The organism is Curtobacterium sp. 18060 (assembly GCF_902706105.1).
Taxonomy (GTDB): domain Bacteria; phylum Actinomycetota; class Actinomycetes; order Actinomycetales; family Microbacteriaceae; genus Curtobacterium.
This window is the reverse complement of record NZ_CACSJV010000040.1, coordinates 1-14565: the sequence shown is the minus strand read 5'-3', so window position 1 is coordinate 14565 and position 14565 is coordinate 1. Positions and strand designations below refer to the sequence as shown.

12 protein-coding genes are annotated in these 14565 nt (G+C 71.3%); 5 read left to right on the top strand and 7 right to left on the bottom strand.

Annotated elements, in window-relative coordinates; all coding sequences use genetic code 11:
• The first annotated feature begins 56 nt into the window (after positions 1–56).
• The 3 genes from GVL05_RS15230 (at position 57) to GVL05_RS15220 (ending at position 3357) form a co-directional block, all read left to right on the top strand.
• On the top strand, positions 57–665 hold the full coding sequence (locus tag GVL05_RS15230; RefSeq protein ID WP_159573662.1) for a dTDP-4-dehydrorhamnose 3,5-epimerase family protein: 609 nt from the start codon (positions 57–59) through the stop codon (positions 663–665).
• A gap of 21 nt (positions 666–686) precedes the next feature.
• Positions 687–1550 carry a glucose-1-phosphate thymidylyltransferase RfbA gene (gene rfbA / locus GVL05_RS15225; RefSeq protein ID WP_159573661.1) on the top strand — a complete coding sequence of 288 codons (864 nt, stop codon included), beginning with the start codon at positions 687–689 and terminating at the stop codon, positions 1548–1550.
• An 88-nt stretch (positions 1551–1638) separates the two neighbouring features.
• Positions 1639–3357, top strand: a complete 1719-nt coding sequence (locus GVL05_RS15220) for a glycosyltransferase (RefSeq protein ID WP_235036004.1) — start codon at positions 1639–1641, stop codon at positions 3355–3357.
• A gap of 31 nt (positions 3358–3388) precedes the next feature.
• On the opposite strand, the gene GVL05_RS15215 is transcribed toward GVL05_RS15220, so the two are convergent.
• From GVL05_RS15215 to GVL05_RS15190, 6 genes are all read right to left on the bottom strand, one after another.
• Entirely contained in the window at positions 3389–4468 is a 1080-nt protein-coding gene (locus tag GVL05_RS15215; protein WP_159573659.1) for a hypothetical protein, read from the bottom strand.
• A gap of 70 nt (positions 4469–4538) precedes the next feature.
• Positions 4539–5393: a glycosyltransferase family 2 protein gene (locus tag GVL05_RS15210; protein WP_159573658.1), complete on the bottom strand. Its 855-nt coding sequence runs from the start codon at positions 5391–5393 to the stop codon at positions 4539–4541.
• A complete protein-coding gene (locus tag GVL05_RS15205; RefSeq protein ID WP_235036003.1) occupies positions 5390–6592 on the bottom strand; it encodes a glycosyltransferase family 1 protein in 1203 nt (400 codons plus the stop codon). Before GVL05_RS15205 ends, GVL05_RS15210 begins: the two co-directional genes overlap by 4 nt.
• Before the next feature lie 74 nt (positions 6593–6666).
• Positions 6667–7782, bottom strand: a complete 1116-nt coding sequence (locus tag GVL05_RS15200; RefSeq protein ID WP_159573656.1) for a glycosyltransferase family 2 protein — start codon at positions 7780–7782, stop codon at positions 6667–6669.
• Positions 7701–8930 (bottom strand): ABC transporter ATP-binding protein, encoded by a 1230-nt coding sequence (locus tag GVL05_RS15195; RefSeq protein WP_123338962.1) that lies wholly within the window; start codon positions 8928–8930, stop codon positions 7701–7703. Before GVL05_RS15195 ends, GVL05_RS15200 begins: the two co-directional genes overlap by 82 nt.
• Positions 8931–8933: 3 nt before the next feature.
• Complete coding sequence (locus tag GVL05_RS15190) at positions 8934–9833, bottom strand: ABC transporter permease (RefSeq protein ID WP_159573655.1); 900 nt, start codon at positions 9831–9833, stop codon at positions 8934–8936.
• Positions 9834–10039: 206 nt separating this feature from the next.
• On the opposite strand from GVL05_RS15190, the gene GVL05_RS15185 reads away from it, so the two are divergent.
• The gene (locus GVL05_RS15185) at positions 10040–10606 is read left to right on the top strand and encodes a hypothetical protein (protein ID WP_159573654.1); all 567 of its coding nucleotides are present in this window, start codon (positions 10040–10042) and stop codon (positions 10604–10606) included.
• Positions 10606–13119 carry a hypothetical protein gene (locus tag GVL05_RS15180; RefSeq protein WP_159573653.1) on the top strand — a complete coding sequence of 838 codons (2514 nt, stop codon included), beginning with the start codon at positions 10606–10608 and terminating at the stop codon, positions 13117–13119. Before GVL05_RS15185 ends, GVL05_RS15180 begins: the two co-directional genes overlap by 1 nt.
• A 141-nt stretch (positions 13120–13260) precedes the next feature.
• Here the strand turns inward: GVL05_RS15180 and GVL05_RS15175 are convergent.
• Positions 13261–14565 (bottom strand): glycosyltransferase (locus GVL05_RS15175; RefSeq protein WP_159573652.1); only part of this gene is annotated, 1305 nt, incomplete at its 5' end.

The following is a 14565-nucleotide window of genomic DNA, read 5'->3' as shown; positions in this document are numbered from 1 at the left end:
GGTGCAGGTCCGGCCTGCCGCCGGTGGGTGTCCGAGCGGCTTGGTAGGGTGCAGCAGTGCAGATCCGCGAACTCAAGATCCCCGGCGCGTGGGAGTTCACGCCCGTCCAGCACGGCGACGCACGAGGAGCCTTCCTCGAGGCGTACCGCGCCGACGTCCTCGAAGAGACGGTCGGCCACCCGCTGGACCTCCGCCAGGTGAACATGTCGATCTCGTCGGCCGGCGTCGCCCGCGGGATCCACTACGCCCTCGTCGCCCCGAGCCAGGCGAAGTACGTGACCGCCGTCCGCGGCGCCTTCATCGACTACATCGTCGACATCCGCGTCGGTTCGCCGACGTTCGGGCAGTGGGACTCGGTCCGCATCGACGACGTCGACCGCAAGGCCGTGTACCTGTCCGAGGGCCTCGGCCACGCGATCGTCGCGCTCGAGGACCAGTCGACCGTGAACTACCTGGTCAGCGCGCACTACGACCCCGAGCGCGAGAAGGGGATCACGATCCTCGACCCGACCGTCGGACTCGCGCTGCCGGACGGCATCGGCGACCCGGTGCTGTCCGAGAAGGACACCAGCGCCCCGACGCTCGAAGCGGCCGCGGCCGCCGGTCTGCTGCCGACGTACGAAGAGTGCGTCGCCTACACCGAGTCCCTCCGCACGACGAAGTAATGAAGTAAGGAAGCGATCCCGATGAAGGGCATCATCCTCGCCGGTGGATCCGGCACGCGCCTCTGGCCGATCACCAAGGGCATCAGCAAGCAGCTCATGCCGATCTACGACAAGCCGATGGTCTACTACCCGCTGTCGACGCTCATGATGGCCGGCATCCGCGAAGTGCTCGTCATCACGACGCCGGAGTACAACGAGCAGTTCAAGGCCCTGCTCGGCGACGGCTCCGCCCTCGGCATGGAGATCCAGTACGCCGTGCAGCCCTCCCCGGACGGGCTCGCGCAGGCGTTCGTCATCGGCGAGGACTTCATCGGTGACGACAGCGTCGCCCTCGTCCTCGGCGACAACATCTTCCACGGCACCGGCCTCGGCACGAGCCTGAAGAAGAACACCGAGGTCGCGGGTGCGACGATCTTCGCGTACCACGTGGCCGACCCGAAGGCCTACGGCGTCGTCGAGTTCGACGACGACTTCTCGGCCGTCTCCATCGAGGAGAAGCCGGCCGAGCCGAAGTCGAACTACGCCGTCCCCGGTCTGTACTTCTACGACAACAAGGTCATCGAGATCGCGAAGACGATCGAGCCGAGCGCCCGTGGCGAGCTCGAGATCTCGACGGTCAACGAGCGGTACCTCGAAGCCGGCGAGCTCGGCGTCCAGGTCCTCGACCGCGGCACGGCCTGGCTCGACACCGGCACGTTCGAGTCGATGATGCAGGCGTCCGAGTACGTGAAGGTCATCGAGGACCGTCAGGGCTTCAAGATCGGGTGCATCGAGGAGATCGCCTGGCGCAACGGCTGGATCGACGACGCGCAGCTCGCCGAGCTGGCCGCGCCGCTCGTCAAGGGCGGCTACGGCGTCTACCTGCAGCGTCTGCTCGGCTCCTGACCCGCACGTGACCCCCGGTCCTGGTTGGTTCGGTCGTCGTCGTCGCGGTACGACGGCGGCCGTCCAGCCCGACCAGGTGTCCCGTCCCGTGCCCGCACCGGCGGCTGCCGTCGTCCGCGTATCCGGCTTCGACGGCCCGCTGCCGCACCTGGACCGCGACGTCACGGTCCTCATCATGACCCGGTCCGACCGGCACGACGAGGTCGACCGCCTGGTCACCGTCGCCCGTCAGGCCTTCGGCCCCGCTGCCGACGTCCGTGCGGTGAGCTACGTCGCCGACGCTTCGCCGCGTGACCCGTTCGACCGCGGACTGCCGTGGGTGCGCCCGGAACCGGTCGACGGCATCGGCTCGGCGATCAACGCCGGGGTCGCTGCCGGTGTGGGGCGGACGCTGGTGCTGCTCGACACCTCGGTGACGATCGACGCCGAGGGGCTCCTGGCGCTCGCGACGGCCGACTCGGTCGCCCAGGCCCGGGTGCTGCTGCCGGACGGCTCGGTCCGGTCCGGCGCTCGTCTCCTCCGCCCGGGTGCCCTGCCGTGGTCGGGGAGCAGCGCCGACGTCGACACCGTGTTCGCGGTGGACCAGCCGGTGCTCGCGGTGCCGGGCTCGTCCGTGGTGCCGGCACCGTGCCTCCCGGACGAACGCATGACGCTGACGGCCTGGACCCGCGCGGCCGCGGACGTGCACGGCGGGCCGGTGCGCGTGGTCGCGGCGGCGAGCCGTTCGGTGGAGCCCGGTCGCACGGTCGACGCCGCGACCGTCGACGCGTTCAGCGTGTGGCGCGACCGCGCGCCGGAGGCAGGGCGCGTCGTGGCCGGGCCGCCGCTGCCGCCGTGGGGGGCACGCCCCGTGTCGCCGACGACTCGATCGGCCGGCGACACCGAGGCCCTCGTCTGGTCGCTGAAGATCGCCGCGCCGGCCGGACCCGGGGGCGACGGCTGGGGCGACGTGCACTTCGCGGCCGAGCTGGCGGGTGCGCTCGAACGGCTCGGACAGCGTGTCCGGATCGACCGGCGCGACGCGCACGTGCGGGACGACGACGCCGCGGACGACGTGACCCTGGTGATCCGTGGGCTCGACCGCGTGCCGCCGAACCCCGCGTCGGTCAACCTGCTCTGGGTGATCAGCCACCCCGACGACGTGGCGGACACCGAGTTGCGGTCGTTCGACCGTGTGTTCGCGGCCGGCCCCGCGTGGGCGGCGGCGGCGTCCGCACGCTCCGGTGTGCCGGTCGCCCCGTTGCTGCAGGCGACGGACCCAGCCGTGTTCCGACCGGTCCCTGCGCAGGGTCCTGACGCTGGTCGCGTCGTGTTCGTCGGGTCGACCCGCGGTGTGGTCCGGCCCCTCGTGGCGGACGCCGTGGCGCTCGGCGCGGACCTCCGCGTGCACGGCCCGGGATGGGACGGTCTGGTGCCGGCCGGTTCGCTCGGCGAACCGTCACTGGCGCGCAGCGAGGTGGCGACCGCCTACGCCTCGGCGAGGGTGGTGCTCAACGACCACTGGGACGACATGGCGGCCGGTGGGTTCGTGTCCAACCGGGTGTTCGACGTCCTCGCCGCCGGCGGGGTCGTGGTCACCGACCCGGTGGAGGGGATCGCCGACGTCCTCGACGTCCCGACGCTCGCGGTCGCGCGGGGCCGTGGCGACCTGGCGGCGCTGCTCGCGCCGGACCGTGCGTGGCCGTCGGCCGCCGAGCGCGCCCGCGTGGCCGCCCGGGTCGCCGCTGACCACTCGTTCGACGCCCGGGCGCGCGTGCTGCTCGACGCCGCGTCGGCCGGCCTCCGGAAGCTGCGCGGCGCGGACTGATCGTCCGGGAGCACTGCGGGTCAGTCGACGCTCACGCGTTCGCCAAGGACCCGCGCTCGAGCTCGGCGACGAGCTGGTCGGGGTGTGCGAGGTCCATCGCGCGGGTGTTCACGTAGAGCAGGCGGTCGAACTGCACGAGCAGGCGGACGATGACGTCGTGCTCGAGCGCCACGAACGCCGCAGCCCGGTCGGCGTCGTCGCCGAGGATGGCCAGCATGCTGTCGTTCAGGTCCTCCGACGCGGCGATCGCGTCGGCGAGCTCGTCGACGTTCTCCGCCGTGATCCGCACCTGCTCGACCGCGGGTCCGGTCTTCCGGAGGAACCCGATGGCCGTGTACGGGACGGCGTGCGCGAACACGTCGCCCGAGTAGAGCTCGTCCGCGTGGATCCGTGTCGAGATGAGGAACTCGCGGCGCAGCACACGCTCGAGCACCCACCGCAGGACGTTCTTGGTGTAGACGGCGACCTGGTACTTCGTGGGGATCCGCGCGTTCACCAGGTTGCGGATGTTGTAGGTGAAGACGTGCAGGGGTCGTGCGTACGGGTGCACGCGGCCGGTGGCGAGTTCGACGAACAGCAGGTCGTCGCCGAGCAGCTTGTAGCCGGCCGCCATCAGGGACATCGAGAGCGTCGTCTTGCCGGTGCCGCCGTACGCGGGCAGCAGGAAGCCCTTCTCGGTCGACGCGACCCCGCCCGCGTGCAGGAGCAGGACGTCCTCTTCGAGGAGCTTCGCGTAGACGATCGGCTCGAGCACCTGCGCCTGCAGGTACACACCGATGGCGTTCATGTAGACGCGGTCGACCGGGTGGTGGCGGAACCAGATCGAGACGTGGTCCGTGTCGATGCCCCGGACGATGTACGAGTAGCGGAACAGGCCCTTGAAGCGATCGGTGCGCACGATGTCGCCGGGCTCCGGCTTCGGTGGCCGCTTGGTGACGTGCACGTCGACGCGGAGCGACGCCGTCGTCGTGGTGCCGTCGTCTGAGATGCGCGCGTACTCGTTGTCGAAGTACCGACGCCAGCCGGCGTGCTCCGAGTGGAGGACGACGTCGAGGATGCCGTAGAAGCGGTAGGTCAGTGCGCTGCTGGAGCGCACGCGGTGCGGGGCCATGGTGTCCTTCCGTTCACGGCCCGTTCATCTTACGGGCGTCCGGCGGTCACTCCGGCGACACCGGGGATGATCACTTCCGTGTCACCCAGCGGGCGCGGACGGACAGGCCCGCGTGCAGGACGGCACGGAGCGGCCAGAGCCACCACGCGCGGTACTTGCGCGACAGGAACCGGTACGCGCTGCGGTGGTGCTCGATCTCCATCCGGCGCCGGTTCGACGACGTCGAGTGCGCCCCGGTGTGCGTGACCACGGCGCTCGGCACGTACACGTTCGCACGACCCGAGCGACCGACGCGCTGGCCCAGGTCGACGTCCTCGAAGTACATGAAGTACGACTCGTCGAAGCCGTCGAGCTGCCGGAACAGGTCGGTGCGGATGAGGAAGCACGCGCCGGACAGCCAACCGGCCTCGCGCTCGACGACCTGCGTGGTCGACCAGTACCGCTGGCTCCACGGGTTCGCCGGCCAGAACCGCGAGAACGCCGCGTGCCCGAGCCCGGTCCGGAGCGACGGCAGCTGGCGTGCGGACGGGTACGTCTCACCCTGCTCGTCGAGGATCCGCGGCCCGAACGACCCGCCGGACGGCAGCCGGTCGGCGGCGCGCACGAGTTCGTCGATCGAGGCGGGTGCGAGCACGACGTCGGGGTTCGTGACGAGCAGGAACTCGGGGCGGACGTCGGGAAGGACGTCGTCGAGGGCGCTCAGTGCGGCGTCGATGCCCCCGCCGTAGCCACGGTTGCGCCCCGATGACACCACGACGGCGCCGTAGGACTCACCGATCGCCCGCAGCGCGTCGATGTCGGCGGACCCGTTCTCGGCGATCACGACGGCGACCGGCTCCGAGGACGCCGCCGCGACGCTGGCCAGGAACGGCCGGATGGTCTCGCCGGTGTTGTAGGTGACCGTCAGCACGGCGACGCGGATCACCGGGTACCCCCGGACCGGGCGTCCCGGGCCACGGCCGAGTAGGCCTCGACGTGCACGGCTGCCGTCGCCTCCCACGTGAACGAGGCGGCGCGGGCCAGCGCGGCCGCCCGGTGCGACGCGACGAGCGACGGGTCGTCGAGCAGCCGCGTCATCGCGGACGCCAGTGCGGAGGCGGACGGCTCGGTGTACACCGCTGCGTCACCGCCGACCTCGGGCAGTGACAGCCGCCGGGTGGTCAGGACGCAGGCGCCGGAGGCCATCGCCTCGACCACCGGCAGGCCGAAGCCCTCGCCGAGTGACGGGTAGACGACGAACTCCGCGCCGCCGAGGTAGCCGGCCAGGTCCTCGAGGGGCAGGTAGCCGGCCTCGATCACGTGCTCGTCTGGCTGCAGGGCGTCGAGGCGAGCGATCGCGGACTCGTCCCACCCGCGGGCCCCGGAGAGCACCAGCCACGGGACGTCGGAGCCACCAGCCGAGCCACCAGCCGAGCCGGCGTCCGAGCCGGCGGCCGTCCGCGCGGAACGCACCGCGGCGTAGGCGTCGAGCAGCGCGGTGACGTTCTTCCGCGGTTCGATCGTGCCGAGGAACGCGATCCAGGGCGCACCTTCGGGCAGCGTCGCCGCGATCCGGGCGTCCTCGACCTCGGCAGTGGACGGCTCGTGGAACACAGCACGGTCGACGCCGAGCGGTGCGACCCGGACGTCGGCGCGGATGCCGCTCACCACCCGTGCGGCCTCGGTCGCGGTGGCCGCACTCGGCACGATGACGACCGGGCGGGAGCGCAGGGACCGACGGCTCCACCAGGTGAAGAACGTGCGCTTCAGGCGGGAGTGCCACTCGGGGTTCGAGAAGAACGTGGCGTCGTGCAGCGTGACGACCGATCCGCCGCGCCACGCGAACGGGAACGTGTAGTGCGGGGAGTGCAGCACCCGCGCGCCGAGCCGACGGCCGAGCGCCGGCAGCCCGGTCTGCTCCCACAGGAACCGGAGCGGCACCGAGTCGGTCCAGCCCGGCGCGGTGTGCACGGTCGCGTGCGGCGCGACGGCTGCGAAGTGCGGAGCGTGCACGGGTCGGACCACCAGGTGAACGTCGAGCGCCGGGTCGGTCAGGTGCGACACGACCCCCTCGACGTAGCGGCCCACACCGCCGAGTGCACGCGGTACCGCGGTCCCGTCGACGAGGACGGTGAGCTGCGGCACGCGAGGGTCCTTCCGAACGGGGGCGCCACGGTCGGGTCCGTCGGCGGGGGAGTGACCAGGATAGCCCTCCGCGCTCATGCGCCCGGGTCCACGCTGCGGCGCGGGACGGACGCGCGCCGCGACTCGCGGAGCCGCCGCGCGAGGTGCGACGGGAGCGCCCCGACGACGTCCGCGAACGCTGCCAGGACGAGCCGGGCCTCCCGTCGGGTGGAGGCGGACAGCAGCCCGCGCAGGCCGCGGAAGAGGGTGCGGGCACCGGCACGCAGGACGGTGGCCCACGGTGCGTGCCAGAGTGCGACGACCATCCGGTTCCGCGCGTTGCGGAACAGGAACAGGTCGCTCTGCACCCCGGACGACGCCGAGTGGTCGTGCTCGACGACCGCGTCGGCCGCGTGTTCCACGCGCCAGCCGCGTCGGCGGAGTCGCCACGCGAGTTCGGTGTCCTCGTAGTACATGAAGAGCGACTCGTCGAGCAGGCCGACGTCGTCGAGGGCGCTCCGCCGCAGGGCGGAGGCCCCGCCGGAGAACCCGAAGACATCGACGTCGGCGACCCGGTCGACGGGCGCGAACCAGTCGCGGTCCATGCCGTTGCCGGCGCGGTCGACGCGCACACCGGTCGAGTTCAGGCGCACCTCGCCGTCCGCCGACGGCGTCCAGAGGCGGCCGTCGTGGCCCCGCAGCACGCGCTGGCCGGGTGCGGGCGTCGCGTCGACCGGGAGGCCCGTCCAGCGTCCGGCGAGCACGATGCGGCCCGTCACGGCCGCGACCTCGGGCCCCGCCTGCGCCAGGTGGCCGCGGAGCGCCCGGACGAAGCCCGGCGCCGGGACGGCGTCGTTGTTGAGCAGGACGACGACGTCGGCGTCCGCGTGCCGGATGCCGGTGTTCGCGCCGGCCGCGAACCCGCCGTTGTGCTCCCGCGCGATCACGGTGACACCCGGCAGATCGCGACGGAGCTCGGCGATCGAGTCGTCCGACGACCCGTTGTCGACGACGACCACCTGGTCGGCCGCGCCGTCGGCGAGCACGGCGCGGACGGCCGCGGTCGTCAGGTCCGCGCGTTCCCAGTTGACGACGACGACCGCGGTGCGGGACGCATCGTCGACGGGCGTCAGTCGAGCTCCTCGATCGAGGGCTTCGCGTAGACACTGCCGACCGCGTCGCCGAACGAGGGGACCTCGAACGAGTCGCATTCGGGCAGGTCGTGCAGGTGCCGGCCGGCCGAGTCCATCATCGAGACGTTGATGAAGTACTTGCCGGTGCCGAAGTTCGTGTCCGCGATCCGCAGGCGGAGCTTCTTGCGGCCGTGCAGCGGCTCGAGGTGGATGCCCATGATGCCGGTCGTGGTGCCGTAGACGACCTGGCCGGACGTGTTGTTGACCTGGACGGCCGCTTCCCAGTCCTCGACGCCGTCGAGGTGCTCGAACTCCATGTCGACCAGCAGGTCGTCGCCGGGGGTGACCCCGTCGCGCGGTCCCTTGCCGTCGGCGTGCACCGACGCCTGCAGCACGGTGCCGCGACCGACCGCGACGTCGGCGCTGAGCTCCCCGGCACGACGTTCCTCGAGCACGTCGCGGAACAGGCTGACGGCACCGATCGGGTCGCCGTCGTGCAGGACCTTGCCCTTGTTCAGGAGCACGACGCGGTCGCACATGTCCTGCACCTGGCTGAGGGAGTGCGTGACGATGATGATCGTCTTGCCCTGCTCCTGGAACGAGCGGATGCGGTCGAGGCACTTGCGCTGGAACGCCTCGTCGCCGACGGCGAGCACCTCGTCGACCAGCAGGACGTCGGGGTCGGTGTGCACGGCCACCGCGAAGGCGAGTCGCACGTACATGCCGGACGAGTAGAACTTCACCTGGGTGTCGATGAAGTCGCCGATGCCCGAGAACGCCAGGATGTCGTCGAAGCGCTCCTCGGTCTCCTTGCGCGTCAGGCCGAGCAGGCTCGCGTTCAGGAAGACGTTCTCGCGGCCGGACAGGTCCGGGTGGAAGCCGGCGCCGAGCTCGAGCAGGGCTGCCAGGCGCCCGCGGCGCGACACCGTGCCGGAGGTCGGCTGGATGATGCCGCCGATCGCCTTGAGCAGGGTCGACTTGCCGGATCCGTTCTGGCCGATCAGCCCGACGGTGGTGCCGGCCTGGATCGACACGGTGACGTCGTCGAGCGCCCAGAAGTCCTGCCGGTGCTTGCGGCCGGCGCGACCGAGCGTGACGATCCGTTCGCGGATGGTGTTGTCCTTGCGGACGACGAAGCGCTTGCGGACGTGGTCGATGACGATGACGTCGGGGCGCTCGGCGGTGGCGCCGGACGTCGACGGGGCGACGGGGGTGCTGATGGCCATGGTCTAGAGCTCCTGCGCGAAGTTGCCCTGCAGGCGGGAGAAGACCCGCTGCGCGCCGATGAGGCAGAACAGCCCGATCACGAGGGCGATCCCGAGCCGCATCATCAGGTGCGGCGGGTAGTCGACGGGGGTCGGGTGGATCCAGATCGCGTTCTGGAGTCCGAGCACCGACAGGGTGAGCGGGTTGTTGGTGTAGATCGCCAGCAGCCACTGCACCTTCAGCTCGGCGACGACCATCGAGTACGAGTAGACGATCGGCGACGCCCAGAGGAGCACCATGAGCCCGACGTCGATGACGAACTGCACGTCGCGCAAGTACACGTTGAGCGCCGACAGCACGAGACCGATCGCGGCGCCGTAGACCAGGATCACCAGCAGTGACGGGATGAGGTAGATCAACCCCTCGTGCCAGGGGAAGACCCCGAGCACGATCGTCGCGGCGATGAGGATCGCGAACTGGATGAGGAAGTTGACCAGGGCCGCGCCGACGCTGGCGAGGGGGAAGACCTCGCGCGGCACGTAGACCTTCTTGATCAGCCCGCTGTTGCCGACGATCGACCCGGTCGACCCGGCGACGATCTCACTGAAGAGCGTGTAGGCGGTCAGGCCGGTGAAGACGTAGATGGCGAAGTTGTCGATCGCACGGGACGAGCCGAGGATCTTGCCCATCACGAAGTAGTAGATCATCAGCTGGGTCAGCGGGCGCACGAGCGTCCACACGAACCCGAGTGCCGAGTCCTTGTACCGCGCCTTCAGGTCGCGGCGGATGAGCATCCCGAGCATCTCGCGCTGTCCGAAGACGTCGCGGAGTTCTCGCCAGGTACCTCGGAAAGCGCTCGTCGGAGCGCCGATCACGACGAGGGGCTCCTTGGCGAGCGCCGCCATGCGGGCTTGATCGACCATACGTCTCTTCGTTCGGTGGGGGCGGGACCGGAACAGCATACTCACTGGACCGCTGAGGTCGGGGCGCGCACCGCCTGCCGGACGACACCCGTCGTCCGCCCCCGTGCGGGGGTGAAAGTGCGCGACAACAACCCTCAACCTTCACTTTCGGGTTACCGTTGACGCAACCCGGACCCTTGTCAACAACCACAGGACGGCCCGAAAGCATGCAGCTTGTTCCACGGTCGATCGCTGCGCTCGCGGTGGTCGGTGCTCTCAGTCTCTTCACGGCGGGGTGTTCCGCCGGCGACGATCCCGGCCCCTCGTCGAGCCCCTCGCGCACGGTCAGCCCCTCGCCCAGCGCGACGGGTCCGTCGTCCGTCCCCTCGTCGTCCGCGTCCTCGTCCTCGACTGCGGAGCCGTCCGACGACGACGTGCCCACGGCGTTCCCCGGCAGTGGGCAGACCCCCGAACCCGACACCGACCCCTCGGACTTCCCGGCCACGGCACTCGTGACGTTCTCCGGTTGGGACACCGCCAGCAAGACCCTGCAGGCGGGCGGCCTGGTCTCCGGCACGACGGACACCTCCGGCACGTGCACGTTCGTCGCCACCAAGGGCGGCACCGCCCGCACACTGACGAGCAAGGCCGAGGCGAGTGCGTCCTCGGTGAACTGCGCGCAGGTGTCGTTCCCCGCGAGCCAGGTGTCCACCGGGACCTGGTCCATCACCCTCGAGTACTCGGTCGGGTCGAAGTCGACCACGTCCGAACCGATGACGGCGGAGGTGCCGTGATGCGTTCCATCCTGACCGACGGCGATCGACGCCGTCCCCTGCGCTCGGTGCTCGGCATGGTCGCCGCACTCGCCATCGCGGTGAGCGGCCTGACCATCGGCACGATCGTGTCGGAGCGGACCACGACGGAGTCGGCGTCGGCCGCCGTCGCCGCGAACTTCGACCCCGGCAACATCATCAGCGACGCCAACTTCTACAACGGCGGCGCGATGAGCGGGTCGGCGGTGCAGTCGTTCCTGAACAGCGTCGCCCCGAACTGCACGCCGCGGTCCGGTGGCCCCGCCTGCCTGAAGAACTTCACGCAGAACATGAGCGCCATCGGCGCCGTCGCGAACCGGTGCTCGGCGATCCCGGGCGGCAACAAGTCGGCCGCGACGATCATCGCGCAGGTCGGTGCCGCGTGCGGGATCAGCCAGAAGGTGCTGCTCGTGCTGCTGCAGAAGGAGCAGGGCATCGTCGCGACGAGCTCGCCGACGAGCTACATGTACCTGCACGCCACGGGCTTCGCCTGCCCGGACACCGCTCCGTGCGACCCCGCGTACTACGGCTTCGGCCAGCAGGTGTACGCCGCGGCGTTGCAGTTCAAGCGTTACCAGGCCTCGCCGACGTCGTGGGCGTACCAGGCCGGTCGCAACAACGCGATCCTGTACAACCCCAACGCCGCGTGCGGCCGCAAGACGGTCAACATCAAGAACCAGGCGACCGCAGCCCTGTACATCTACACGCCGTACACCCCGAACAGTGCCGCGATGTCGAACCTCTACGGTTCCGGTGACTCCTGCTCGGCCTACGGCAACCGCAACTTCTGGCGCATGTACACCGACTGGTTCGGATCGCCCACGGGCGGGTCGTCGCCGATCGGGAGCGTCGACTCCCAGAGCGGCGCCGCCGGCGGCACCATCACGGTGCGCGGCTGGACGGCCGACCCGGACTCGACCGAGTCGATCAAGGCGCAGTTCTACGTCGACGGCGTCGGCAAGGCGTCGATCCGCGCCGACACCGTCCGCTCCGACCTGGCCTCGTTGCTCGGCGCGAACAACACGGCGCACGGCTTCCAGACGACGCTCTCGGGCATCGCACCCGGCAAGCACAACGTCTGCGTGTTCGGCATCAACGTCGGCGCGGGTGCGAACACGCTGCTCAACTGCGGGGACGTGACCGTGCCCGCCTCGGCCCCGGTCGGCAGCCTCGAGACCGTCACCGGCGGGACCGGCTCCATCGCCGTCAGCGGGTGGGCGCTCGACCGCGACTCGTCCGCAGCCACCGCGTACAAGGTGCAGGTGGACAGCGTCGGCGCGATCGCCGCGACCGCCGACGTCGTGCGCACCGACATCGCCGCGAAGCACCCGGGCGCCAGCTCCACCGTCGGGTTCTCGAAGACGATCCAGGACGTCGCCGCCGGTTCCCGCACGGTGTCGCTCTGGACCCAGGACAAGCCGGGCGCGACCTGGGTCAAGGTCGCCTCGAAGACGGTGACCGTCACCGCGGCGACCGGGGCCTCCGGTGCGGTGAAGGGTGCCTTCGAGTCGGCCACCGGCGGCGTCCGCTCGGTCGCGCTGAAGGGGTGGGCGATCGACCCGGACACGTTCGCACCGGTCAAGTACAAGATCCACGTCGACGGTGTCGGCGCGGCGGCCGGCAGCGCGAGCGCAGCCCGGAGCGACGTGGCGCAGTCGTACCCGAAGTGGGGCTCCGCGCACGGTCTGACGGCCACCCTCAACGACGTCGAGCCGGGTCGGCACACGATCACCGTGTGGTGGCAGGACCTGCCGAGCGGCACCTACGTCAGCGCAGGCTCGAAGACCGTGACGGTGGCCGCCCCGCCGTCGTCCGGCGCGACCGGCAAGACCGGTGCCGTCACCGGCGCGTTCGAGAAGGCGACCGCCGGCCCGAACACCGTCGCGCTCACGGGCTGGGCGATCGACCCGGACCGGTACGACCCGGTCAAGTACAAGATCCACCTCGACGGTGTCGGTGCCGCGGCGGGCAGCGCGAACGCGGCCCGCACGGACATCGGCGCCGCCAAGCCCGGCTGGGGGAACGACGTCGGGCTCGCGGTCACGCTGACGGGCGTCAGCGCGGGCAGCCACACGGTCACGGTCTGGTACCAGGACCTGCCCGGCGGCAACTACGTCAGCTTCGGCACCCAGCGGGTGACGGTCCAGGACGCCGTGCCCGCACCGACGGGGAAGACCGGGGCCGTGTACGGCGCCTACGATGCGGCGACCGGCGGCAAGGGCACGGTCGCGGTGAAGGGTTGGGCCATCGACCCCGACACGTTCGACCCCGTCCGGTACAAGATCCACGTCGACGGCGTCGGCGCGGCAGCGGGCAGCGCGAACGCGGTCCGCGCCGACGTCGAGAAGGTCCACCCGGGCTGGGGCTCCGACGTCGGACTCGCGGTCACGCTCAGCGGCGTGAAGCCGGGCAAGCACGCCGTGCGGGTCTGGTACCAGGAGCTCCCGGGTGGCGTCTACAAGGACTTCGGCACGAAGACGGTCACCGTCTCGTAACGGGCCCACCGGACGGACGGGAGGCTCCCCACCGGCACTGCCCGGTGGGGAGCCTCCCGTCCGTCTGCATCGCCGTCTCGGGCGCCCGGCCGGTCCCGTCGCCGGCCCTGGGTCGTCAGGCGCGTCGGCGGCCCGGCGTCGTCAGGCGCGTCGGCGGAGCGCGCGGGCGACGCCGCCGAGGCGGTCGAGGGCCCGGAACTCGGCGGAGTGGGTCAGCGTGTCGTACCGGGTCGCGATCGCGTCCCGCTCCGCCTCGGCGTCGTGCTGCGCCTGTTCGGCGTCCTTGCGTGCACGGTCGAGGACGGCGACCGCCTCTTCCGACACGATGAGTCGCCGGTTGATGTCCTCGACCCCCGCGCGGTGCACGTCGCGCTCCTGCTCGGTCGCACGGAGCAGCTCGCGCTGCTGCGCGGCCCAGCGGAGCAGCGGATCGACGGCGCCGGTCCGTGCCGCGGCGTGCGAGGTCGCCGCGTCGAGCAACGGGCCGACCTGCACGGCGCGGGCCGCGTAGGAGTGCCGTTCCACCACAACGGCGCCCAGCCGCGCGACCAGGGCGTCCCGTTCGGCGGTCGGCATCGCGATCGCACGTTCCAGGGACGGGGCGTCGGTGAAGACGGGGACGTCGGCCAGTCCGAGTTCGTCGAGGCCGAGGGCGCAGGAGGTGACCGGCAGCGCCCCGCACGCCAGTGACTCGTAGAGCCGCGAGTTGAGCGTGCCGAACTCCGCGGCGGGTGCGATGACGTCGTCGACGACGAACGCGGCTGCGCGGTAGACCTCGGGCAGCGCGAAGTACGACACCGCCGGTCGGAGCTCCACACCGGGGGCGGCATCGACGTGCTCGACGTTCGCGGCGAACCAGACGATCGGCTCGGGCGGGGCGACCTGCTGCAGCACGTCCTGCACACCGCGGCGCGCTCCCCAGAAGTTGACCGTCGTGACGGTGCGGCCGGTCCGCGGCGGCGTCGTCCCGTCGGCGTCGGTGGTGAAGAGGTCGAGGTCGACACCGATCGGCACCACCTCGACCGGCACGTCCACCACCCGGGCCAGTTCGTCGCGGGCGATCGTCGACGACGCCCACACCGCGTCGAACTCGGCCAGGTACGGCACCGACGCCCACTGCGCCGTCCAGTTCCGCACCCACGCGACGGTGGCGGTCCTCGCCGGCACGAGACCGGGGACGAACGACTCGATCATGCTGACGAGCACCGTCGTGTCCTCGGGGACGGTCTCGGCCCAGCGCCGGATCGGCCAGACGTCGACGCCCCAGCCCTCGGCCCGGAGCGCCCTGGCCAGACCGAGGGCGACGAACAGGTCGCCCTTGCCCTCGGTCGGGTCGTCGGTCGACACCGCGAAGCGGATCGTGCCCCTGGTCCCCGTCGCGTGGTCGCCGCGGGCGATCTCCTGGTACTCGGCTGCGAGGGGGGACGAGGCGGGGGAGGACGGGAT